Origin of the sequence: Arthrobacter sp. efr-133-R2A-63, assembly GCF_030209795.1 — a bacterium.
GTDB lineage: Bacteria > Actinomycetota > Actinomycetes > Actinomycetales > Micrococcaceae > Arthrobacter > Arthrobacter bambusae_A.
The window spans coordinates 74,243-98,112 of record NZ_JARVRG010000017.1; the positions used below are offsets into that span (position 1 = coordinate 74,243).

20 protein-coding genes are annotated in these 23,870 nt (G+C 65.3%); 4 read left to right on the top strand and 16 right to left on the bottom strand.

Annotated elements, in window-relative coordinates:
• Positions 1–277: 277 nt before the first annotated feature.
• From glpK to QRN45_RS08460, 3 genes are all read right to left on the bottom strand, one after another.
• The gene (glpK, locus tag QRN45_RS08450; RefSeq protein WP_264636446.1) at positions 278–1,792 is read right to left on the bottom strand and encodes a glycerol kinase GlpK; all 1,515 of its coding nucleotides are present in this window, start codon (positions 1,790–1,792) and stop codon (positions 278–280) included.
• 57 nt (positions 1,793–1,849) lie between these two features.
• On the bottom strand, positions 1,850–2,599 hold the full coding sequence (locus QRN45_RS08455) for an MIP/aquaporin family protein (RefSeq protein ID WP_078109011.1): 750 nt from the start codon (positions 2,597–2,599) through the stop codon (positions 1,850–1,852).
• A gap of 174 nt (positions 2,600–2,773) precedes the next feature.
• Positions 2,774–4,573, bottom strand: coding sequence for a glycerol-3-phosphate dehydrogenase/oxidase (locus QRN45_RS08460; protein WP_264636445.1), 1,800 nt, complete (start codon positions 4,571–4,573; stop codon positions 2,774–2,776).
• A 124-nt stretch (positions 4,574–4,697) separates the two neighbouring features.
• Here QRN45_RS08460 and QRN45_RS08465 point away from each other — a divergent pair, with 124 nt between their 5' ends.
• Genes QRN45_RS08465 through QRN45_RS08480 form a run of 4 tightly spaced genes read left to right on the top strand, consistent with a single transcriptional unit; the run spans position 4,698 to position 8,636 of the window.
• Positions 4,698–5,660 carry a sugar-binding transcriptional regulator gene (locus QRN45_RS08465; protein ID WP_264636444.1) on the top strand — a complete coding sequence of 321 codons (963 nt, stop codon included), beginning with the start codon at positions 4,698–4,700 and terminating at the stop codon, positions 5,658–5,660.
• Between the two features lie 54 nt (positions 5,661–5,714).
• Positions 5,715–6,596, top strand: a complete 882-nt coding sequence (locus QRN45_RS08470; protein WP_264636443.1) for an aldo/keto reductase — start codon at positions 5,715–5,717, stop codon at positions 6,594–6,596.
• Between the two features lie 10 nt (positions 6,597–6,606).
• Entirely contained in the window at positions 6,607–7,554 is a 948-nt protein-coding gene (locus QRN45_RS08475; RefSeq protein ID WP_264636442.1) for an alpha/beta fold hydrolase, read from the top strand.
• Positions 7,551–8,636: a glycosyltransferase family 4 protein gene (locus QRN45_RS08480; protein WP_284762961.1), complete on the top strand. Its 1,086-nt coding sequence runs from the start codon at positions 7,551–7,553 to the stop codon at positions 8,634–8,636. Before QRN45_RS08475 ends, QRN45_RS08480 begins: the two co-directional genes overlap by 4 nt.
• Here QRN45_RS08480 and QRN45_RS08485 read toward each other — a convergent pair.
• The 13 genes from QRN45_RS08485 to pyrR all read right to left on the bottom strand — a co-directional run bounded on the left by QRN45_RS08485 (position 8,633) and on the right by pyrR (position 23,748).
• Complete coding sequence (locus QRN45_RS08485) at positions 8,633–10,759, bottom strand: primosomal protein N' (protein WP_284762962.1); 2,127 nt, start codon at positions 10,757–10,759, stop codon at positions 8,633–8,635. The genes QRN45_RS08480 and QRN45_RS08485 overlap by 4 nt on opposite strands.
• A gap of 115 nt (positions 10,760–10,874) precedes the next feature.
• Positions 10,875–12,104, bottom strand: coding sequence for a methionine adenosyltransferase (metK, locus tag QRN45_RS08490; RefSeq protein WP_241709962.1), 1,230 nt, complete (start codon positions 12,102–12,104; stop codon positions 10,875–10,877).
• A 92-nt stretch (positions 12,105–12,196) separates the two neighbouring features.
• Positions 12,197–13,444, bottom strand: coding sequence for a bifunctional phosphopantothenoylcysteine decarboxylase/phosphopantothenate--cysteine ligase CoaBC (gene coaBC, locus QRN45_RS08495; protein ID WP_284762963.1), 1,248 nt, complete (start codon positions 13,442–13,444; stop codon positions 12,197–12,199).
• 26 nt (positions 13,445–13,470) lie between these two features.
• Positions 13,471–13,731: a DNA-directed RNA polymerase subunit omega gene (gene rpoZ / locus QRN45_RS08500; protein WP_078109003.1), complete on the bottom strand. Its 261-nt coding sequence runs from the start codon at positions 13,729–13,731 to the stop codon at positions 13,471–13,473.
• Positions 13,732–13,770: 39 nt separating this feature from the next.
• Positions 13,771–14,343, bottom strand: coding sequence for a guanylate kinase (gene gmk, locus QRN45_RS08505; protein ID WP_078109002.1), 573 nt, complete (start codon positions 14,341–14,343; stop codon positions 13,771–13,773).
• Positions 14,344–14,397: 54 nt separating this feature from the next.
• Positions 14,398–14,724, bottom strand: a complete 327-nt coding sequence (gene mihF, locus QRN45_RS08510; protein ID WP_284762964.1) for an integration host factor, actinobacterial type — start codon at positions 14,722–14,724, stop codon at positions 14,398–14,400.
• Between the two features lie 110 nt (positions 14,725–14,834).
• Positions 14,835–15,716, bottom strand: a complete 882-nt coding sequence (pyrF, locus tag QRN45_RS08515) for an orotidine-5'-phosphate decarboxylase (protein WP_284762965.1) — start codon at positions 15,714–15,716, stop codon at positions 14,835–14,837.
• Complete coding sequence (gene carB, locus QRN45_RS08520; RefSeq protein WP_284762966.1) at positions 15,709–19,029, bottom strand: carbamoyl-phosphate synthase large subunit; 3,321 nt, start codon at positions 19,027–19,029, stop codon at positions 15,709–15,711. Before carB ends, pyrF begins: the two co-directional genes overlap by 8 nt.
• Positions 19,029–20,306, bottom strand: a complete 1,278-nt coding sequence (gene carA / locus QRN45_RS08525; RefSeq protein ID WP_241709966.1) for a glutamine-hydrolyzing carbamoyl-phosphate synthase small subunit — start codon at positions 20,304–20,306, stop codon at positions 19,029–19,031. Before carA ends, carB begins: the two co-directional genes overlap by 1 nt.
• Positions 20,287–20,808, bottom strand: a complete 522-nt coding sequence (locus QRN45_RS08530; RefSeq protein WP_284762967.1) for a PH-like domain-containing protein — start codon at positions 20,806–20,808, stop codon at positions 20,287–20,289. The genes carA and QRN45_RS08530 overlap by 20 nt, the downstream gene beginning before the upstream one ends.
• Positions 20,808–22,157, bottom strand: coding sequence for a dihydroorotase (locus QRN45_RS08535; protein ID WP_284762968.1), 1,350 nt, complete (start codon positions 22,155–22,157; stop codon positions 20,808–20,810). Before QRN45_RS08535 ends, QRN45_RS08530 begins: the two co-directional genes overlap by 1 nt.
• Positions 22,157–23,170 (bottom strand): aspartate carbamoyltransferase catalytic subunit, encoded by a 1,014-nt coding sequence (locus tag QRN45_RS08540; protein WP_284762969.1) that lies wholly within the window; start codon positions 23,168–23,170, stop codon positions 22,157–22,159. The genes QRN45_RS08535 and QRN45_RS08540 overlap by 1 nt, the downstream gene beginning before the upstream one ends.
• Positions 23,167–23,748 (bottom strand): bifunctional pyr operon transcriptional regulator/uracil phosphoribosyltransferase PyrR, encoded by a 582-nt coding sequence (gene pyrR / locus QRN45_RS08545; protein WP_078108996.1) that lies wholly within the window; start codon positions 23,746–23,748, stop codon positions 23,167–23,169. The genes QRN45_RS08540 and pyrR overlap by 4 nt, the downstream gene beginning before the upstream one ends.
• Positions 23,749–23,870: the final 122 nt, after the last annotated feature.

The window sequence follows — 23,870 nt, forward strand, 5'->3', positions numbered from 1 at the left end:
GGATCGCACGCATAAAGCCACCTTACCGCTTTGTTATGTGTAGTGTGCAAACACGCAACAGACGCCGCACATCGCGCCGGTGAGCAGCGCACTAGAAAAGGGGCCGGTGACTCCCCGCCATGGTGTGGTGGGCACCGTGAAGCGGGCGGGCGGGAGTTACCGGCCCCTTTCGGGGCGAGTAGGACTAACTCGGCGGGCGGGGCAGGGGCCGCCCCATCGAAACAGGCGAGGCGGCCCCTAGCTTACGTGAGGCGGCCTCCCTCAACCGAGGTGAGGCCTACTTAACGTCCTCGTCCACCCAATCCATGGACTTGGTCACTGCCTTCTTCCAGAGGCGCATCTGGCGGTCACGCTCGGCGCCGTCCAGCTGCGGCTCCCAGCGCTTGTCCTCGCCCCAGTTCGAGCTGAGTTCGCCGAGGTCCTTCCAGAAGCCGACGGCGAGGCCCGCTGCGTAGGCGGCACCCAGGGCCGTGGTCTCCACGACCTTCGGACGGACCACGGGCACGCCCAGGATGTCTGCCTGGAACTGCATGAGCGCCTCGTTGGCCACCATGCCGCCGTCGACCTTCAATTCGGTCAGCGGAACGCCCGAGTCCGCGTTGACGGCGTCGAGCACTTCGCGGGTCTGGAAGGCGGTGGCCTCCAAGGCCGCGCGGGCGATGTGGCCCTTGTTGGCAAAACGGGTCAGGCCAACGATGGCACCGCGGGCGTCGGCGCGCCAGTACGGGGCGAACAGGCCGGAGAACGCGGGCACGATGTAGACGCCGCCGTTGTCCTCGACGCCGGCAGCCAGCGTCTCCACTTCGGGCGCGGAGCTGATCATGCCGAGGTTGTCGCGGAGCCACTGGATCAGTGAGCCCGTGACGGCGATGGAACCTTCGAGGGCGTAGTGCGGTTTGGCGTCGCCCAGCTTGTATCCGAGCGTCGTCAGCAGGCCGTTCTTCGAGTGGACGATTTCCTCGCCCGTGTTGAAGATCAGGAAGCAGCCGGTGCCGTAGGTGTTCTTGGCTTCGCCTGCCTGGAACGCCGCTTGGCCGAACGTTGCTGCCTGCTGGTCGCCCAGAATGCCTGCGACCGGCACTTCGCGCAGCAGCTGCGAGGTGTGCACCGTTCCGTAGACCTCGGAGGAGGACTTGATGGCGGGCATCATCGACGCCGGCACGCCGAACGCATCCAGGATCTCCTGGTCCCATTGCAAGGTGTCGAGGTCCATGAACATGGTGCGCGAGGCATTGGTGACGTCCGTGGCGTGCACGCCACCGTCCACGCCGCCCGTCAGGTTCCACAGGACCCAGCAGTCGGTGTTGCCGAAGACGAGGTCCCCGGCTTCAGCCTTGGCACGCGCACCCTCGACGTTGTCCAGGATCCACTTGATCTTGGTGCCGGAGAAATAGGTAGCCAGGGGCAGGCCGACCTTTTGCTTGAACCGCTCGGGTCCGCCGTCCTGGCCCAGTTCGTCCACGATGGACTGTGTGCGGGTGTCCTGCCAGACGATCGCGTTGTAGATGGGCTCGCCCGTGTTCTTGTCCCACACGACGGCGGTTTCGCGCTGGTTGGTGATGCCGACGGCGGCGATGTCGTGCCTGGTCAGGTTGGCCTTGGACAAAGCGGAACCGACGACCTCCCTGACGTTGTTCCAGATCTCCACTGGGTTGTGCTCTACCCAACCGGCCTGGGGAAAGATCTGCTCGTGCTCCATCTGGCCCGTGGAGACAATGTTGCCGGAGTGATTGAACACGATGGCACGCGAGCTGGTGGTTCCCTGGTCAATGGCGATGACGTATTGCGACATTGTGACGTCCTTGTCTGCTTGCTTTGGTGGATGCGGGATTGGTGTCTGAGCGGTGTACTACTTGGCGACCGTGGCCATGATCGGTATTGAGTGGGCGACGAGTCCGGCGATCATTCCACCCAGGAGCGGGCCCACGATCGGAACCCAGGCGTAGGCCCAGTCGCTGGAACCCTTGCCCTTGATCGGCAGAATAGCGTGGGCGATACGCGGACCGAGGTCACGGGCGGGGTTGATCGCGTAACCCGTCGGGCCGCCGAGCGAAGCGCCGATGCCGACGACGAGCAATGCCACCGCGAGCGGCCCCAGGCCGGAGGGAGTGCCTCCGAAGGTCAGGATCACGAAGACCAGCACGAACGTGGCGATGATTTCGGTGACGAGGTTCCAGGGGTACGAGCGGATGGCCGGTCCCGTGGAGAAGACAGCAAGCTTGCTGGCTGCCAAGGGCTCGGCGTCGAAGTGCTGCTTGTGGGCGAGCCAGGCGAAGACGGCGCCAAGGAAGGCACCGAGCAGTTCTCCACCGAAGTAGGTGAACGTGGATGCCGCACTCACGGCCACCCCCGGGGCGAACTCGGCCTTGCCGTCAACCAAGAGACCAAGCGTCACTGCCGGATTCAGGTGCGCACCGGACATGGCCGCCACGTATACACCGGCAAACACTGCAATGCCCCAGCCAAAATTCACCATCAGGAATCCGCCATTGTTGCCCTTTGTGCCCTTGAGCGCGACGTTTGCCACAACGCCACAGCCAAGGAGGGTAAGCATGCCGGTTCCGAACACTTCGGAAAGGAAAACAATTCCGAGAGACATCTTTGACTCCTCATTTTCTTCTGTTGTCAGCCCTGCAGGTTTTGTGGGGGCCGTTGGTCCGGCGTCTGTTTCCGCCGTCCCGGTTGCGGCCCTCCTTTGCCGAGCGGAGCACCGCAACCCTTGCGTCCGGGCTTCTTGCCCCGAACAATCAAGCTGATGTGACGTACATTACGTTCATGCGACGAGGCTGTGAACAGTCACGCCATGAAAATGCAGAAGCACCTCCTGCGCGTGATGGATTTCCGCTTCGCGCTTTGCTGCATCCCAGCCGAGCCGGACTGCGAGGACCTCGGCGATTTCGTTGAGGAGCTCCCCCGTCACGAGGCCCCGGAAGGCCAGCGAAGTGCGGCGGATGAGGACATCCACGAGGTGACCGATCTGTTCCTTGGCGGCCATGAACTCGAGCTCCCGAACGCTGAGCTCGTCCGTGGACCGGAGCTTCCGGTCCTCGCCTGCCTTGAGGTACGCAATGACGTCCTCGGCGCGGGTGCCATAACGTGTCAGCAGGCCGCTGACACGATCGGCACCGAGGCCGGGCGCCATGTGCTTCTTGACCCAGTCCTGGATTCCGTCCTCACTGTCCGGGAAACCCAAGCCGCCGCCGATGGCGAGTTTCGCCGTCGAAACCTTTCGCTCCATGCCCAGTTCCCGGAGCACATCGTTGCTCAAGTGTTCGGCAAGGGCCCGGAAAGTGGTCCACTTTCCGCCGATCAATGAAAGTACGACGGCGGCCTTGCCGCCTTGGGCAACGGCCGCGCCGGACGCTTCCCGCGTGCTTCGCTCGATGCGGTAGTCGCGGGATACGAAGCCCGGCTGGGTATCGTCGTGGCGCGGGAGAGGTCGGACGCCGGCGAAGCTGTAGACGATCTGGCTGCGCTCGACCGTGATCGACGGGAAGACATGTCCGACGAGGTCGAAGAAGTAGTCGATCTCGGCTTCCGTGCACACGGCATCCTGGGCCATGTCCGCCTCGACGTCGGTGGTGCCGACCAGGACGCGGTCACCCATTGGATAGATCAGGACGATCCGTCCGTCCGTGTGTTCGAAGAAGATCTCGCGGCCTCCGCAGGCTGCGAGCAACTCCGGGTGGTCCAGGACAATGTGGGAACCCTTGGTTCCGCCCATGAATCGGCTCGCGGCCCCCATTGACTCGTTGGTGAGGTCCACCCAGGCGCCGGTGGTGTTGACGATCACGTCGGCCTGGAAGCTGAATTCCTCGCCCGTGAGTTCGTCGCGCAGCACCACAGCGCCGGCGGAACCAGCGGCGGTGTCCGTCGAAACGAGGGAGACGTAATTGCTGGCCCGGGCGCTGCCGCCTGGTAAGCCGCCACCGATGCCCGCCTTTTCTCCGTCCTGCAGCACATCGAGCGTCAGGCGCTCCGGGTTGTGCACGGACGCGTCAAAGTAGGTGGCTGCGTACTTGATGCCGGGGTGCAACCGCGGCAATTCGGCCAGCGCCCTCTCCCTGCCGCGGAACTGGTGGCGCGGAACGCTGCCTCCGTCGCGGGAGAAGAAGTCGTACATGCCCAGTCCGAGCTTGATGAGGAACGCGCCACGCTCCTTCGGCTTGCCTTGCTTGTGCGTGAGGAAGCGCGTGGGGGCGGACAGTATCCCGGAGAAGGTGCTGAAGATGGGGATGGTTGTCTGCAGCGGCTTGACGTAATGCGGGGCGATCTTCAACAGCCGGTTGCGCTCGACGACCGATTCCTGGACGAGCCGGAATTCCCCGTTCTCGAGGTAGCGGATGCCGCCGTGGATCATGTGGGATGAGGCGCCGCTGGCGCCCTGGCAATAGTCACCGCGTTCCACGAGGGCGACGTCCACGCCTTGCAATGCCAGATCACGGAACGTTCCGACGCCGTTGATGCCGCCTCCGATGATCAGCACCTGGGCCTTCGGCCGCTGGCGGAGTGCCGAAACCGAGGTCCGGAGTGGTGATTCTGCTGCGGAACCGGAATTGCTGGTGTATCCCAAAACTGCTCCCTTGGGCTTTGGTGTATGCGCTGCATCACTTGACGTCGCACCTTGCACAACTATTCTTCGAAGGAATGGAAAATGAAATCAAGCTATTTGCACAAACGTGCAGAACGGAACCGAGATGCCACGATCACGACATTCAGAGGCCCTTCGGGCGGCTCAGATGTACTACCTCCAAGACCTCACGATGGACGCCATTGCCCGCGAACTCCGGACCTCCCGCTCAACCGTCTCCCGACTGCTGTCCTCGGCCCGCGAATCGGGACTGGTCCAGATCCAGATCCGCAGTCCCCTTGATTCCGCCCCCGAACTGGAGCGCATGATCCGCAGCCACTACGGCGTCGATGTGCACGTGGTACCGGTCCTGGACACCTTGAACGAGGCGGAAACCCTGGACCGGGTGGCGACGCAGGCCGCACGCACCATCGGTCCCCTCGTCGATTCCAACGCCATCATCGGAGTGGCCTGGGGTGCGACCATCAGCGCCGTCAGCAGGCACCTGACCCGCAAGATCACGCACGGCAGCACTATCGTGCAGCTCAACGGCGCCGGCAACATGCAGACCACCGGCATCACCTATGCCAGCGACATCATGCGTCGTTTCGGCATCGCCTACGGGGCGCGGGTGGAACAGTTCCCGGTGCCCGCTTTCTTCGACCACGCCGCCACGAAGACCGCCATGTGGAATGAGCGCAGCGTCCAGCGCGTGCTCGACCTCCAGGCCAGGATGAGCATCGCCATCTTCGGTGTCGGCTCGGTGCATTCGGACTACCCCAGCCACGTCTACGCAGGCGGCTACCTCGATGAAACAGACTTGAACCTGCTTGCCAGCTTGGACGTCGTGGGCGATGTTGCCACCGTCTTCTTCCGTGCCGACGGCTCCTCCGACGGCATCACCCTCAACGAGCGGTCCACCGGCCCAAGCCACGAGCAATTGCGGCAGGTCCGCCGCCGCATTTGTGTCGTCTCGGGTGCCTCCAAGATCAACGGGCTGCGCGGAGCCCTTGAAGCGGGGCTGGCAACGGATCTGATCCTGGACGAGGCCACAGCGAAGCACCTGGTCAGTTTCGGCAGCCCGTCCTGAAAAACTGAAGGACCCTGAAACATTCCCGGCATCGAGGTAGGTAGAGTCTTGGCTATGAAACCCTCGCCTCGGCTCAATCTCAACAACGGTGTCTTGATTGACCAGTTGGGGTTCGGGCTCTACAAGGTGCCCCCGACGGAAACCACGTCTTTGGTCGCCACTGCGCTAGGCGCCGGCTACAGGCATTTCGACACAGCCGCAATGTATGGGAATGAAACCGGCGTCGGCCGCGGCATCGGCAGTGCTGTGATATCCCCGCCGGGAGTGGACAGCAACACGGGAGGCTCCGGGGAGGGCACTCACGGACTCTCCCGCGAAGACGTTTTTGTCACCACCAAGCTCTGGAACGACGACCAAGGCTACGACTCCACGCTGCGCGCCTTCGATTCCTCCATGGCCAATCTGGGCCTCGACTACGTCGACCTGTACCTCATCCATTGGCCGTGCGCGGGGCGCGGCTTGTTCCAGGAGAGCTACCGCGCCATGGAAACCCTGTACCGCGAAGGCCGCGTGCGCGCGATCGGAGTCTCCAACTTCCAGCCGGCCCATCTCGAGGCACTCATGGAAAAAGCCGAAGTGGTTCCAGCCGTGAACCAGATTGAATTGCACCCGTGGTTGCAGCAGACCCGGCTCCGCACGCTCCACGAGCAGCTGCGCATCCGCACCGAGGCGTGGAGCCCTCTGGGCCGGGGCCAGGTCCTCCAGGATCCGGCCGTCCGTGCACTCGCGGACAAGTACGGAAAGACACCCGCGCAAATCATCATCCGCTGGCACCTCCAGCTGGGAAACATCGTCATCCCCAAAGCGAGCACCGCGGCACGCATCCAGGAGAACTTCGACGTCTTCGGCTTCGAGCTTGATGCCGACGACATGGATGGCCTGGCCGCACTCGAACGCCACCACCGCACCGGGTCACACCCGGACAACGTCAACTAGGACCTGCCGAATGGAACAAGTGGACACAAACCACTCCCCCGAACCCGTGCCTGCCTCCCCACGGGAGTTCTTCAGCAAGGCCCTGGCCGCGCGGACGAGTGCCTCAGACATCGACCTCGACGGCAGCAACGTCGCCTATTGGTGCTACGAACCGGTCACGGTGACCGCGGATACCCGGACCATACTGGTCATCCACGGTTTCCGCGGCGACCACCACGGCCTCCTCCGCGTAGTAGACCACCTGCCGGAAATGCGGGTCATCATGCCCGACCTTCCCGGCTTTGGCAGCTCGGAGCCTTTCGCCGGAGACCCCCACACTGTGGAACGCTACGGGAAGTTCATCACCGGTTTCATGGCGGCCCTTGGCCTCGGACCGGACACGGTTCTCCTGGGGCATTCCTTCGGATCCATCGTTGCCAGCCACTTCGCCGCATCGAATCCGGGCGCCATCCGTCCGCTGATCCTGGTCAATCCGATCGCCGCTCCCGCGTTGGCGGGGCCCAAGGGGCTCATGACCAAGCTGGCAGTCCTGTACTACCAGGTCTCCGCCAAGCTCCCCCGCCGGCTGGGACTCGCCGTCCTGCGCAGCCGCCTGATTGTCCGTGTCATGAGCGCAGCGATGGCCAAGACCCGGGACAAGGAACTCCGGGGCTTTGTCCATGGCCAGCATGATGCGTACTTCTCGGCGTTCGCCGACCGCGCGAGCCTCCTGGAGTCCTTCCGGGCTTCGGTCTCCAGCCATGTGTCCGAGGTCGCCGGGCAGCTGGACCTCCCCGTTCTGCTGGTGGCCGGCGAAAAAGACGAGATCGCCCTGCTCCGGGACCAGCACAAGCTGCTGGACCTGTTGCCGGACGGCGCGCTGGAAGTGATTCCCGACGTCGGGCATTTGATCCACTACGAGACGCCGGCGCCCGCCGCCGCCGCCATCCGCAGCTTCCTGGAGGAACACCCCGCGTGAAAATCGTCATAGATGCCCGCTTTACCCGCACGGACCATCATGACGGGATCAGCCGCTACGGATCGAGCCTCATAGCAGCGACGTCCAAGATAGCCGACGTCACGATGCTCATCAGCGACAAGCGCCAGTTGGCACTCCTCCCGGATGTCCCCTACGTTCACATCAGCAGCCCGCTCTCCCCCCGCGAACTGTTCGTGGCGCGCGCGGTCAACAAGATCGGGGCCGATGTTGTGGTTTGCCCCATGCAGACCATGGGAACCTGGGGCCGCAAGTACGGGCTCGTCCTGACCCTGCACGACCTCATCTACTATGAACACCCCGCCCCTCCCGGCTTCCTTCCGGCGCCCGTACGTCTCCTTTGGCGGCTGTACCACAAGGCCTACTGGCCACAGCGATTGCTTCTCAACAGGGCCGACATCGTCGCGACCATCAGCCACACCACCGAGTCGCTCATGGCCAAGTTCAATTTGACCCGCCGCCCGGTCCGCATCGTGGGCAACGCACCGCAGCCGGGCCAGAAGCCGCGGGATCCCGCGGCCGGCGCCGAGAAATCCCTGCTCTACATGGGCTCGTTCATGCCCTACAAAAATGTGGAAACCATGATCCAGGGCATGGCCGGATTGCCCGGATTCACGCTGCACCTTCTCAGCAGGATCACCCCCCAGCGCCGGGCCGAGCTGGAGCCCCTGGTCCCGCCGGGTGCGAAGGTCGAGTTCCACAACGGCGTGACGGACGCCGAATACGACTCCCTCCTGCTCCGGGCCACCGCGCTTGTCAGCTTGTCCAAGGCGGAAGGCTACGGGCTTCCCCTGGTCGAGGCGATGGCCCTTGGCACTCCCGTGATCGCCAGCGACACCCCCATCTTCCGGGAGGTGGGCGGGGACGCCGTGAGCTATGTGAACGCCGAATCGCCCGAGGAATTTGCCGCGGCGGTCAAGGCCCTTGAAGACGGCGAATTGTGGCAGGTGCGCTCACGCCGCTCTGTGGAACGTGCGGCTGATTTCAATTGGGACGAGTCGGCGCGCCAGCTTCTGGCCGTGGCCGAAGAGATCGTTGCGATGCGCAGCCGCAAGCGGCGCTAGAGGACGTCGACGCCGTCGAGCCGCAACTGCACCGGTCCCGACGTGCGCTTGGCCGCACTGGCAGCTTTGACTGCACGCATGGAACGGGTGGCAACAGCTGCTTGGGCATAAGGGATGAAGAAGAGCGTCCGGACGTCCGGATCGCCCTCTTGTTCTGCTCCGCGCTTGGTGGACAGCGTGAGGGAGACCGGCGCGGGGCCAACGGTGCGGAGCTTGATGGTTTCGGCAAGGCTTTCGGTGAAGTGCACGACGTCGGCCCGCTTGCCCGTCACGGAGGCGATCCGCACGGAGGGCGGCAATTGGAGTTCCTGCCGCAGCGCGAGCTCACGGGAGGCATATCCGGCAGGATCCCAGCGCAACAGGGCACCGGTCGCCGTGGCGTCGTCCGCGGTGATGACGACGAGCCCGCCCTCATGCGCGGGCCGCACGAGGGCTGCCGCATTGAACCATCGCCGCACGGTGTCCTCACCGGCGCGCAGGTTCTCCCGGCGCAGGAGCGAATTGCCATCCAGGAGCAGCGCGGCCGCGTAGCCGCCGCTGGCGATCGGCTCAGCCCCCACGGTGGCAACCACCAGTGCATGGGCATCCGACACCGCGGCCTTGACCTGGTCTCCCGACGACGTTACGACGGCCTTGCCGGGAAAAGCCCTGCCCAGTTCTTCCGCGGTCCGCAGCACACCCGCGGCACCCCTGCGAAGACGGACTCCGCCGCAATGCCGGCAGCGCCACTCCGGGGCCGGGGTGGAGCACCAGCGGCACTGCGGCAAGGCCGATTGTCCGGCTATGGCAAGAGGTCCCTGGCAGTTGTTGCACCGGGCGGACTCGCGGCAATCCTCGCACACAAGGGATGGGGCATAGCCGGCCCGGGCCACCTGCACCAGGACAGGTCCTCGTTCCAGGCCCTCCTTGGCGGCCCGCCAGGCCGCGCCGGGCAAACGTGCAATCCTGGCGAGAGGGTCGCGCTCCTGCTCGAAGCTGTCAGCTGTATTGAGCACCCGGGGCGTGCTGGAGCGGACCACCGGCCGGGGAGCCTCCACCGGAACGGCCCAACCGCCCTCAACAAGGCGCTGAAGTTCGGTACTGCGGCTATGCGCGGCCATGAGGCAAGCGGCCGCTTCCTGCTCGGCACGCAAGAGCAGGACTTCCCTGGTGTGCGCGTACGGAGCGCGCTGGTCAATGTGCAGGTCGTCGCCGTCGTCCCAGCACACCACGAGTCCCAGGTCCTGCACGGGAGCGTAGGCAGCGGATCGAGTGCCGACCGCAACCTTCGCGGCGCCGCCGAGGAGCCGAAGGTAACTACGGTACCGCGGTGTCTGGCCGTCGTCGGCAGTCAACCGCGCGACGTCGCCCGGCGGCAGGACAGCGCGCAGGGCAGCTTCCATGCGGTCGAGGTCACGGTAGTCGGGCACGACGACGACGGCGCCGCGCCCGGAGGAGCGGACGGCCGCCACCGCGGACGCCACAAGTTCAGGCCAGCCGGCTGTGCCGAAACCCTGCGTCGCAGTCAGGACCGCCCGGGGTGAGCCACCCCCGGCGAGGTGTTGCAAGTACGGTGCTCCGTTGGCGTAGGAAGCCCAGGCGGCGTGGGCCCGCGAGGTGGAGACCTCGGCAGCCGCATTGTCTTCCTCCGGCCCATCCAGCAGGGGATCTCCGGAGAGGAACAGTTTCTCCAGCCGCGCGACGCGGGGAGGAATGGCGGTGCGGAGGACATCGCTGAGGGTCCCGGCGTAGCGGGCCGCGACGCTCGAGGCAAGCTCCAGCAACGCCGGAGTCAGCACCGGAACCGCTGAAACTACCTTGAGAAGCGGAGTCAGGGAATGTCCGGCTTCCGACGATTCCACGCGCTCCAGGACGTAGCCGTTGAGTTCCTGGCCGCTGAAGCGGACTTTGACCCGGACGCCTGCCAGGGCGGTGTCCTCCAACTCGGCCGGGACGCTGTAGTCAAAGGGCCTGTCCAGATGCGGCAAGGAGGATTCGATCAGGACCCGTGCCACCGGATTGCCCGCGGCAAGGGGTGGCCCCACGGCGTCGCTCCCGCGGGAAGGGAAGCCTTGCAACAACGACGGCTGATGGGACGGCGAAGGCAAGGAAAGGGCAAACGGAAGCAATGAACCATCGCCCATGTTGTCACCTCCCTGGAGTGCCGGATGCCTTGGTCCAATCCAAGCAGGTACCACCGACAATGTCCGGTATGGCACCCGGCTCGCGGCCGGCACCGACTGTCACGGGCAAGCCGGTTCAGGCGTTGAAGAATTCCTTCAGCTCGTCCACGCGGTCCAGGCGTTCCCACGTGAAGTCGGGCTCTTCGCGGCCGAAGTGCCCATGCGCCGCCGTCTTGGCGTAGATGGGCCGCTTGAGGTCGAGGGCGTCGATGATGGCGCGCGGACGGAGGTCGAAGATCTCGGCAATCGCTTCGCTGATCTTGGCCGGGTCCACAGTCTCAGTACCGAAGGTCTCCACGTAGGTGCCCACCGGACGCGCCTGGCCGATGGCGTAGGCGATCTGGATTTCGGCCCTCTTGGCCAAACCAGCGGCCACGACGTTCTTCGCTACCCAGCGCATCGCGTAGGCCGCCGAACGGTCCACCTTGGACGGGTCCTTGCCGGAGAAGGCGCCGCCGCCGTGGCGGGCCATGCCGCCGTAGGTGTCGACGATGATCTTGCGGCCGGTCAGCCCAGCGTCGCCGACGGGGCCGCCGATGACGAAGGCGCCGGCAGGATTCAGGATATTCGCGACGTGGGAGATGTCCAGATTGGCCGCAGCCAGGACGGGATCGATGACGTGGGAGGCAAGATCGGCGCGCAAGCGATCCAGGTGGGTCCCTTCGGCGTGCTGGCTGGAAATCACCACCGTTTCAACGGAAACCGGACGGTCGCGGTCGTAGCCGACCGTCACCTGGGTCTTGCCGTCAGGGCGCAAGTAGGCCAGCTCGCCGTTCTTGCGGACTTCGGTGAGACGCTCGGAGAGCCGGTGGGCGAGCCAAATGGGCGTCGGCATGTACGAGGGTGTCTCATCGCTCGCGTAGCCGAACATGATGCCCTGGTCACCGGCGCCCTGGAGGTCGTAGTCGTCCTCCTGGCGGCCTTCGCGGGCTTCGAGCGAATTGAAGACGCCGCCGGCGATGTCGTTGGACTGCTGTCCGATGGAGACAGACACGCCGCACCGTGCGCCGTCGAAGCCGTTGGCGGACGAGTCGTAACCGATTCCGAGGATGGTCTCGCGGACGATCTGCGGGATTTCAACATACGCGTCCGTGGTGACTTCACCGGCTACGTGCACCAAGCCGGTGGTCGCCATGGTTTCAACGGCCACGCGCGACTCGGGGTCTGCCGCCAGGAGCGCGTCGAGGATGGCGTCGCTGATCTGGTCGCAGATCTTGTCCGGGTGCCCTTCCGTGACCGACTCTGAGGTGAAGAGCCGGAGCTTGGACGGGGTGCCGTGGGATTCATGGTGCAGCGGTAAAGTCACTCGACTACCTTACTCGGTTGGGGGCGACCGGCTTCCGCCGAATGTCCCTGTGCTAAGGATGGACCAGCTGCGGAATGAGTGTCACCCGATGGCTAGGGGGCCGGGTGTACGCGGCTCAGTTCAGTGCTGATGCGGTCAATAACAGCGGCGGCGACGTCGGATTTGGAACCCGCCGCCGATTGCGGGGCCGCGCCATGGCCGGAGAGAATGATCACAGAATTCTGGTCTTGGCCAAACACGCGCCCGACGCCGACCTGGTTGACCACCAAAAGGTCGCAGCCTTTGCGTTTGAGCTTGGCAGTGGCGTGCTCCAGGACGTTCCCGTCCTCGTCCCCGGTTTCGGCCGCAAACCCGACGATCAACTGCGTGGATGCCTCGGCGTCGCGGTGCACCACCAGTTCATGCAGGATGTCCGGGTTCTGCACGAGGCGCACCACCGGGGCGTCATCGCCGTTGACCTTCTTGATTTTCGTGTCCGAAACCTCGGCCGGGCGGAAGTCTGCGACTGCTGCGGCCATGATCACGACGTCGGAGCCGGCGGCGGCTTCCAGCGCGGCGTCACGGAGCTCCAATGCGGATTCCACCTGGACCAGTTCGACCCCGGCCGGCGCCTGGACATCCATGTGGGCAGCGAGGAACCTGACATGGGCACCTGCGGCAAGGGCCGCGGCGGCCAGCGCAACACCCTGCTTGCCTGAAGACCTGTTCCCCAGGAAACGGACCGGATCAAGGGCTTCCCTGGTGCCTCCGGCAGAAATGGTGATGGTGCGCCCGGCGAGGGGTTGCGGGGCCGCCATCAGGGTTGCGGGTGCGGAGGCGTCGAGCAGAGCCACCGCGGCTGCGAAGATCGCTTCCGGTTCGGGCAGCCTGCCCGGCCCGGAGTCCACGCCCGTCAGCCGGCCCACAGCGGGTTCCAGGACAGTGATGCCCCGGCTGCGCAACGTTTCCACATTCGCCTGGGTGGCCTGGTTCTGCCACATTTCGGTGTGCATCGCGGGGGCGAAAAGTACCGGGCCATGGGCCATGAGGAGCGTGTTGGTGAGCAAGTCCCCCGCTTGGCCGGTTGCTGCCTTGGCCAGCAGGTCGGCAGTTGCCGGGGCCACCACAATGAGGTCCGCCTCATGGCCGAGACGGACGTGGTTGACCTTCTCTACGTCGTCGAAGACGCTGTTGCTCACAGGATTGCCCGAGAGCGCTTCCCAGGTGGCCACGCCGACAAAGCGGTTGGCGGCCTCCGTGGGAATGACCGTCACGTTGTGTCCGGCTTCAGTAAAAAGCCGGAGGAGCGATGCAACCTTGTAGGCTGCGATCCCTCCCCCGACTCCGAGGACTATGCGCACGTGACCTCCGTCAACAGGCAGTCTGTTTACTCTGCGGGCTCGATGGGAGTGGAAACCAGCAGGCCTTCGTTGATCTCGCGCAAGGCGATGGAAAGCGACTTTTCGTTCAGCTTCGTGTCGACCAGCGGGCCAACGTACTCGAAGAGGCCCTCGTGGAGCTGTGCGTAGTAGGCGTTGATCTGGCGCGCGCGCTTGGCGCCGAAAATCACCAGGCCGTACTTCGAATCGGCAGCAGCAAGCAGCGAATCGATCGGCGGGTTGATGATGCCTTCAAGGTTCGTGGACACGAAATCTCCAAATTCTAACGGGCTGACAAGTGCTAGCGCTTAGCGCTGGTGCGGGGTAAGCCCCATGAGTGAAACAAGCTCGTCCGCTGCCCGGCGTACGTCGTCATTGATGACGGTGTGGTCAAACTCCGGTTCAGCGGCAAGTTCCAGTTTAGCGGTTTCCAGCCGCCGCTGCTGTTCCTCCGGGGTTTCGGTGCCGCGCCCTACCAGGCGGCGCACCATTTCGTCCCAGCTGGGCGGAGCCAGGAACACGAAGTTGGCGTCCGGAACTGCCGCCTTGACCTGGCGGGCGCCCTGCAAATCGATCTCCAACAGCACGGACCTGCCTTCGGCGATGGCCGCGTCCACGGTGCTGCGCAGCGTGCCGTAACGGTTTTTACCATGGACGACCGCCCACTCAAGCAATTGCCCGGCGTCAACGAGTGCGTCGAATTCTTCGGCGGACTTGAAGTAGTAGTGGACACCATCTTGCTCCCCCGGCCGCGGCGCACGGGTGGTGGCTGAAACCGACAGCCAGACTTCGGGGTAATTGTCCCGGATATACGTGGATACTGTTCCCTTGCCAACGGCAGTGGGGCCTGCGAGGACAGTCAGTCCCGGATTCTTGCTCACATCGTCCTTCGTGGAGATTCTATATACGCTGCATTTGTTAAACGCTGTATTCGTTTAAACGCTGTATTTGTCTTCCATAAAATCTATCAGCGACCGGGACTGGTGAATTCCCAGGCCCCGGAGCCTTCGCGAAGGGGCGATGCCGATTTCCGCCATGATGGCCGCGGCCCGGACCGGACCAATGCCGGGAACAGCCTCGATGAGCTCGGAAACGCGCATGCGGGCGATTGCCTCGTCGGTTTGTGCCGACTTGATCAACCCCGCAAAGCCGAGTTCGCCGCTCCTGAGCTGTTCCTTCGCGAGAGCCCGCCGTGCCCGGGCTCTCGCTGCCTTCTCCAAGGCATCGGAACGTTCCTCTGGCGACAATGCCTTTAAGGTCACTGACACATCCCCCTTTGGCCGGCATCGAGTGCGTTGCGGATTTGGACTGATCCCGAAGCTATCGCGTGGTCGCTACGGAGCGCAATGCATTGGACCAACCAAGATCGGGCTCAGCCTTCCAGCAGTCCGTCGCGCGTGGCCTCAGTGGCGGAGCGCAGTCCGGCAATCGCGGGACCGGCAGCGAGGATTCCACGGCTCGACGTCGCCAGGACCGCCGGGTACGCCGCGCCGAAAGTGGCACGCAGATCCGCCGGAGTGGCCCCCTGCGCGCCCAGTCCGGGTGCCAGGATAGGCCCGTGGACGGCGTCGAGGTCCAGCCCGAGTTCCGTGAGGGCGCCGCCGATCGTGGCACCGACCACAAGACCGACGGACCCCATCGCATCGGAATAGCGACGGTTTTCCTCGGCTGCGGCCTCGGCGATCCGCCGCGCGACCGATTCCGAGCCGCCTACGTGCTGCACGGACTTGCCCTCGGGGTTGGACGTCAGGGCGAGCACGAAGACACCGCGGCCGGACTCGGCTGCGAGGTCGAGTGCCGGTCGCAGCGACTCGAAGCCGAGGTACGGGCTCAGCGTGACCGAGTCTGCCGCCAAGGCGGAACCATCCCGTAGCCAGGCGTCGGCGTAGGCAGCCATCGTGGAACCGATGTCTCCGCGTTTGGCGTCGGCGATGCTCAGCACTCCGGCGTCGGCTGCGACCGCAAGGGTCCGTTCCAAAACCGCAATGCCAGCGGAGCCATGGCGCTCATAGAGCGCGACCTGCGGCTTGACCGCGGCAGCGAGCGTCGCCACGGCCTCCACGACCGTGAGCGAAAAGCGTTCCAAGCCTGCGACGTCGTCGTTCAATCCCCAGTCCGCCAAGAGCCCCGGGTGCGGGTCAATGCCGACGCACAAGGGGCCACGAGCGGCCATCGCGGCCGCCAGGCGGGAACCGAACGGCTGTGGTCCCGAGCTAAGAACAGCCTGCCGCGCGGCTGCGGCGGACTCAGGCATTGACGGCCTCGGCTGCCGCGGCCTGGGAAGCTGACAGCGCAGCGGCGTGCTCCTGCAGGCTCGTCACCGACCACTCGTAAGTGCGCAGCGCCTCGATGGCCTGCACCGCGGCGTTGAACTCCGCAACCGTGGTGATGCAGGGAATGCCGATGGACGTAGCGGCTGCACGGAGTTCGTAGCCGTCGCTGCGGGCTTCGCCCCCGGAAGGCGTGTTGAAGACCATGTCGATCTCGCCGGCGATGATGAGGTCCGCGATGGTCCCCTCGCCTTCGGCGCTGCTGCCTTCGGCTACCTTGCGGACCGGGGTGGCTTGGATGCCGTTGCGGCGCAGGACATCCGCGGTGCCGCCCGTGGAGACAATCTCGAAGCCGAGATCGGACAGGCGCTTGACGCCCATGATCACCGAACGCTTGTCGCGGTTGGCGACAGAGACAAAGATCTTTCCTTCGGTGGGCAGCGCGTTGTTGGCAGCGGCCTGGCTCTTCGCGAATGCGGTGTCGAAGTGCTTGTCGATGCCCATGACCTCACCGGTGGAACGCATTTCCGGGCCGAGCAGCGAGTCCACTACCTTGCCTTCCGGCGTGCGGAAACGGCTGAACGGCAGCACGGCTTCCTTCACCGCGACGGGAGCGTCGAGCGGCAGGGTTGAACCGTCGCCCGTCTCCGGCAGCATCTTGTAGGCGCTGCGCAGCTGGTTGATGGTGACGCCGGTGCCGATCAGGGCCGCAGCCTTGGCCATCTGCACGCCCGTTGCCTTGGAGACGAACGGAACCGTGCGGGAAGCGCGCGGGTTGGCCTCGAGCACGTAGAGCACGTCGGAGGCCAGCGCGAACTGGATGTTGATGAGCCCACGGACGCCTACGCCTTCAGCGATGGCCCTCGTGGCCGTGCGGACGCGCTCGATCACGTTGCTGCCGAGGGTGATCGGAGGCAGCACGCACGCGGAGTCACCGGAGTGGATGCCGGCTTCCTCGATGTGCTCCATGATGCCGCCGAGGTACATGTCCGTGCCGTCGAAGAGCGCGTCGACGTCGATTTCGACGGCGTCCTCGAGGAAGCGGTCGATCAGCACTGGGTGGTCCGGGGTGATTTCCGTGGCGTTGGCGATGTAGCGCGAGAGGTTGGCTTCGTCGTAGACGATCTCCATGCCGCGGCCGCCCAGCACGTAGGACGGGCGGACGAGGACCGGGTAGCCGATCTCGTCGGCGATCTTCTTGGCGTCCTCGAAGGACACGGCGGTGCCGTTCTTCGGGGCGATCAAGCCCGCCTGGTCGAGCACGCGGGAGAACATGCCGCGGTGTTCGGCGAGGTCGATCGCTTCCGGGGAGGTGCCAAGGATCGGCACGCCGGCGTCTGCCAGCTGCTGTGCGAGCTTGAGCGGGGTCTGGCCGCCGAGCTGCACGAACACGCCCATGACGCCGCCCGTGCGCTCCTCGGCCGCGATGACTTCGAGGACGTCCTCAAGAGTCAACGGTTCGAAGTACAGGCGGGTGGAGACGTCGTAGTCCGTGGAGACGGTTTCCGGGTTGCAGTTGACCATGACGGTCTCGTAGCCGGCCTTGCGCAACGCCATGGAGGCGTGGACGCACGAGTAGTCGAACTCGATGCCCTGGCCGATGCGGTTGGGGCCCGAGCCCAGGATGATGACGGACGGCTTGGAGTGCAGGCCGACCTCGTCCTCCTCGTCGTACGAGGAGTAGTGGTACGGGGTGTACGCGGCGAATTCGGCGGCACAGGTGTCCACCGTCTTGTAGACCGGGCGGATGCCCAGGGCCTGCCGGACGCCGCGGACAACGGCCTCCGGGTTGTGCGTCAAGGCGCCGATCTGCTCGTCCGAGAAACCGTGGCGCTTGGCGTTGCGGAGCATGTCCTCCGTCAGGGCGCCGGCCTTGCGGATATCGTGGGACATTTCGTTGAGCAGCTGCAGCTGGTCCAGGAACCACGGATCGATCTTGGTGGCGGCGTAGAGGTCCTCGACCGAAGCACCGCCGAGCAGGGCGCGCTGGACCTGGTGGAGGCGGTCCGTCGTCGGGCGCTTGGACTTCTCGATGAGCTCCGGAACTTCCCACTCGGGCACGTGGCTGAAGTCCAGCTGCGAACCCTTCTGCTCAAGCGAGCGGAGGGCCTTCTGCAGAGCCTCGGTGAAGTTGCGGCCCATCGCCATGGCTTCGCCGACGGACTTCATGGTAGTGGTCAGCGTGTTGTCCGCGGCAGGGAACTTCTCGAACGCGAAGCGGGGAACCTTCACGACGACGTAGTCGAGCGTCGGCTCGAACGAAGCCGGGGTTTGCTGCGTGATGTCGTTGGGGATCTCGTCCAGCGTGTAGCCCAGGGAGAGCTTGGTGGCGATCTTGGCGATCGCGAAGCCGGTGGCCTTGGAGGCCAGCGCCGACGAACGCGAAACGCGCGGGTTCATTTCGATGACGACGACGCGCCCCGTGTCCGGTTCGATGGCGAACTGGATGTTGCAGCCACCGGTGTCGACGCCGACTTCGCGGATGACGGCGATGGAGATGTCGCGCAGCCGCTGGTACTCGCGGTCAGTCAGGGTCAGGGCCGGGGCAACCGTGATCGAGTCGCCCGTGTGGACACCCACCGGATCGAAGTTCTCGATGGAGCAGACAACAACGACGTTGTCGTTCTTGTCGCGCATCATTTCCAGCTCGTACTCTTTCCAGCCGAGGATGCTCTCTTCCAGCAGGACCTCGGACGTGGGGCTGTACTGCAGGCCCTGGCCCACGATGCGGCGCAGGTCGTTCTCGTTGTACGCCAGGCCCGAGCCCAGGCCGCCCATGGTGAACGACGGTCTGACAACCATCGGGTAGCCGAGGTCTTCCGCCGCAGCCAGTGCTTCGTCCATGGTGTGGATGATGTGGCTGCGGGCCGATTCGGCGCCGCAGCGTTCCACGACGCCCTTGAACTTTTCACGGTCCTCGCCGAGTTCGATCGCGGCAATGTTGGCACCGATGAGTTCGACGTTGTACTTCTCGAGCACGCCGTTCTTGTCGAGGGCGATGGCCGTGTTGAGGGCCGTCTGTCCACCCAGCGTAGGCAGGACGGCGTCCGGGCGCTCCTTGGCGATGATCTTTTCGACCACCTCGGGAGTGATGGGCTCGACGTACGTGGCATCGGCGAACTCGGGGTCCGTCATGATGGTGGCCGGGTTGGAGTTCACGAGGATGACGCGCAGGCCCTCCTCTTTGAGCACCCGCAGTGCCTGGGTGCCGGAGTAGTCGAATTCGGCCGCCTGGCCGATGACGATCGGGCCGGAACCGATAACGAGGACGCTCTTGAGATCTGTACGCTTTGGCATTACTTGGTGTCCTCGTTCTTCGCGGAGTTCGATGTCTGAGTGTCGGCGGCCTGCGCGGCGGCCTGGCCGTTCTTCGTGCTCTCCATCAGATCGATGAAGCGGTCGAAGAGGTAGGCGGCGTCGTGCGGCCCGGCTGCGGCTTCGGGGTGGTATTGGACCGAGAAGGCCGGGATGTCGAGGCAGGCGAGTCCTTCGACGACGTCGTCGTTGAGGCTCACGTGGCTGACCTCGACGCGTCCGAAGCGCTCCTCGGGAGCCATGGTGGCGCCGTCCATGGGAGCGTCGACGGCGAAGCCGTGGTTCTGGGACGTGATTTCGACCTTGCCGGTGCGGCGGTCCATCACCGGCTGGTTGATCCCGCGGTGGCCGTACTTGAGCTTGTACGTGCCGAATCCAAGGGCCCGGCCCAGGATCTGGTTGCCGAAGCAGATTCCGAAGTACGGCATCTTCTCGTCCAGCACGGCGCGGAGCAGCTTCACCTGGGCGTCCGCGGTGGCGGGGTCGCCGGGGCCGTTGGACATGAAGAAGCCGTCAGGGTTGACTGCCTTGACGTCTTCCAGCGTTGCGGTGGCCGGCAGGACGTGCACGCGTACGCCGCGCTCGGCGAAGCGGACCGGGGTCATCGCCTTGATGCCAAGGTCGATCGCGGCGATGCTGAACTTCGGCTCGCCGTCCCAGCCATGGTCCGCGGGCTCGACGACGTATGCCTCGTCGATGCTCACTTCTTCGGCCAGGCGGGCACCTTCCATTGGCGCGCTGGCCAGGACGGTGTCCAGGAGCTCCTTGTCGGTGGCCTTGGCCGCTTCGCCGGAGAAGATCCCGGCGCGCATGGTCTTGTGCTCGCGCAGGTGCCGGGTGATGGCGCGGGTGTCCACGGCCTGGATGCCGACAATGCCCTGTTCGACAAGTTCCGCGTCGAGGCTGCGCTCCGAACGCCAGTTCGAGGGGCGGCGCGCGGCGTCGCGGACCACGTAGCCGGCCACCCAGATGCGGCGGGACTCGGCGTCTTCCTTGTTCACGCCGGTGTTACCGATGTGCGGAGCCGTCTGGACCACGAGCTGCCGGGCGTAGGAGGGATCCGTGATGGTTTCCTGGTATCCGGTCATGCCGGTGGCGAAGACCGCCTCGCCCAGGGCCACGCCGGTGGCGCCGTAGCTCCGGCCGCGGAACGTGCGGCCGTCTTCGAGGACCAGCACTGCCGCGGAGGACTCTGCTGGATTGGTATTGCCTGTCACTGCGTTGGTGTCCGTCACTTTGTTACTTTCCACTATCGGCATCTGCCTGGGGGGCTGCAGAGATCAATTCTTGAAGTGCTTCGAGGAGCGGTTGCTTGTCGGCGGCGCGCCTGGTCCTGAATCCGGTATCGAGTTCGTGTTCTCCGAGCATCCAGCTCAAGACCACGAGTCCATCCTTCTCCACGAACTTGCCGGCCATGCCGTCGGCGCTGCCGCAATCGGTCACGGCCTCCGCCGGAACGAACAATGGTGCTGTCCCCTTCCGGTCGAAGAGGACGCCTTCCGGGTGGACGCTCACTTCCGCGTTGCCGCGGAAGCCAAGTCCGTGGACGGCGACCCGGTCGAGCCAGTCTCCCGCCGTCGTCGTGGCCACATACTGGCCTTCAGCCACCATGCCGGCCGGGCTGAGCCTCTCCGGCACGTCCGGAAGCTGCCCGAGGCCGGCCTGCCGCTTGAGCCTGCCGCGCCAACCTATCGCGATGAGTCCGGCCGCAACCGCGGCAAGGACCACGACGAGGAGCAGGGAAGCAAGTTTGTTGTCCATCAGTTGTTGCTGCCGGCGCCGGCCGGCTCCGCTGCATGGCGGTACGGCGTGTTGAGCTTGCTGTCCAGCACGGTCGGGTGGCCCTTGAAGAACGTGGCGACGACGGCGCCCGGCAGCTCCCTGCCCGCAAACGGTGAGTTCCGGCCCATGGTGGCCATCTTATGCGGATCCACTGTCCACCGGGCAGCCGGGTCCACGAGGATGACGTTCGCGGGCTCACCGGCTTCGAGCGGACGCCCCTGATCTGCCACGCGTCCAATGGCCGCGGGCACCGTGGACGTGACGCGGGCGAAGTCGGCCCAGGTCATGAGCCCGGTTTCGATCATGGTCTCCTGGACGACCGACAAGGCAGTCTCCAGTCCCGTCATGCCCATTGCCGCCTGGGCCCACTCGCACTCCTTGTGCTCGCTTGGGTGCGGGGCGTGGTCCGTGCCGACGACGTCGATGGTGCCGTCCGCGAGCCCGGCACGGAGCGCCTGGACATCCGCGTCGGTGCGCAGGGGCGGGTTGACTTTGTAGACGGGGTCGTAGCTGCGAACCAATTCGTCAGTCAGCAACAAGTGGTGGGGCGTGACCTCCGCCGTGACGTTGATCCCGCGTTCCTTGGCCCAACGGACGATCTCCACTGAGCCGGCGGTGGACACGTGGCAGACGTGCAGGCGGGAGCCCACGTGCTGGGCCAAAAGGACGTCCCGGGCGATGATGCTCTCCTCGGCGACCGCGGGCCAACCGGCCAGCCCGAGGACGGCGGAGACGGTGCCCTCGTTCATCTGGGCTCCCGCGGTGAGGCGGGGTTCCTGGGCGTGCTGGGCCACGACGCCGTCGAACGCTTTGACGTACTCCAGGGCGCGGCGCATCAGCACGGGATCGTGGACGCAAATGCCGTCGTCGGAGAAGACGCGGACCTGGGCGCGGGAGTCCGCCATGGCGCCGAGCTCGGCAAGCTGCTCACCGGCGAGCCCTACCGTGACCGCGCCGACCGGACGCACATCCACCCAACCGGAGGCGCGGCCCAGGCTGTGGACCTGCTCGACGACGCCGGCGGTGTCAGCCACCGGGTTGCTGTTGGCCATGGCGTGGACCGCGGTGTAGCCGCCAAGGGCCGCGGCGCGGGTACCCGTTTCGACGGTTTCCGCGTCTTCGCGCCCAGGCTCACGCAAGTGGGTGTGGATGTCGACCATGCCGGGAAGCGCCACGAGGCCGGCGGCCTCGATCACGGTGGCTCCTTCGGCGGAAAGGCCGATGCCGCGCCCGGCGATGACGCCGTCTCGGATCAGCAGGTCCTCGGCGTCGCCACCCAGGATGGCCGCACCGCGGATCACGTAGGTCCCTGTTGCGGTTTCGGTCATCAGTTGCTCTCCTTATCGGAACGGGCGGTGCCCGGCATGGGGGCGGCTTCACGGGAATCCCCCGAGAGCAGCAGGTACAGTGCGGCCATCCGGACCGACACGCCGTTCCGGACCTGGGCAAGGACGGTGGAGCGCGGCGAATCGGCGGCGGCAGAAGAAATCTCCAGCCCCCGGTTCATGGGGCCGGGGTGCATGATGATCGTGTCCTTGAGCCCGAGATCGTCGAGGGCACGCAGGCGGGCATCGTCGAAGCCCCAGCGTCGCGAATACTCGCGGGTGGAGGGGAAGAAGGACGCGTTCATGCGCTCTCCCTGGACGCGCAGCATCATCATGGCGTCCACTCCGGCCTCGAGGGTCTCATCGAGGTTGTAACTGACCTTGCAAGGCCAGTGTTCGACGCCGATCGGCAGCAACGTGGGCGGTGCCACGAGCGTCACTTCCGCGCCGAGGGTGCGCAGGAGCCACACATTGGAGCGGGCGACGCGGGAGTGCAGGACGTCGCCCGCGATGGCGACGCGCATGCCCGTGAGGTCCGCGCCCGTGGATGACGAACCGTGCAACTTGGACCAGTGGCGGCGCATCGTGAACGCGTCCAAGAGGGCCTGCGTGGGGTGTTCGTGGGTGCCGTCGCCGGCGTTGATGACGGCTGCGTCGATCCAGTCGGTGGAAGCCAAGCGGTGCGGAGCCCCGGAAGCCCAGTGGCGGATGACCACAGCATCGGCACCCATGGCCGCGAGGGTCTGCGCGGTGTCCTTGAGGGACTCGCCTTTCGACACCGAGGAACCCTTGGCAGCGAAGTTGATGACGTCGGCGGAGAGCCGCTTGGCCGCGGCCTCGAAGGATATGCGGGTGCGGGTGGAGTCTTCGAAGAAGAGGTTGACCACGGTGCGGCCGCGCAGGGCGGGCAGTTTCTTGACTTCCCGGTCCCCTACGGCCGCCATCTCTTCGGCGGTGTCAAGGATCCGGATGGCGTCCGCAGCGCCCAGGTTCTCGGTGGAGAGCAGGTGCTTCATGCGCCTGCCTCGATCACTACTTCATTGATGGGCAGGCCGTCAACGGAATCGAATTCTTCGAGGTGGACCCGGACCTTTTCCGAGGAGGACGTCGGCAGGTTCTTGCCGACGTGGTCGGCGCGGATCGGCAGTTCGCGGTGCCCGCGGTCCACGAGGACGGCCAGGCGGACGATGCGCGGCCTGCCGAGGTCGATGATCGCGTCGAGGGCTGCCCGGATGGTGCGGCCCGAGTACAGGACGTCATCGATGAGGACAACAACCTTGTTGTCGATTCCGGACAACGGCAGCTTGGTGGGGTACGGGGGCCTGGCGGGCTGGTGGGATAGATCGTCACGGAACATGGTGACGTCCAGCTGACCGACAATCGCGGAAGCGTTCACGGATGGATCGGCGGCGGCGATTTTGCCAGCCAGCCTCACGGCCAACGGATAGCCGCGGCGTGGGATGCCCAAAAGAACCAGATCCTGGGAACCCTTGTTGGCTTCGAGGATCTCGTGGGCGATACGAGTGAGCGCACGGTCGATGTCCGCGTGGTTGAGAACAACCCGGGACGGCACCGGCGCAGTGACTTCAGTCATCGCTCGTCTCCCCTTTCCCCGCCTCACTGGACGGAATTAAAAAAGGAACATTTGCTCTTCAAAATTACCACAGCGGCAACACCCGGCTGCCCAGGGTCTCTTGAGTTCAGCCCAACTGACTG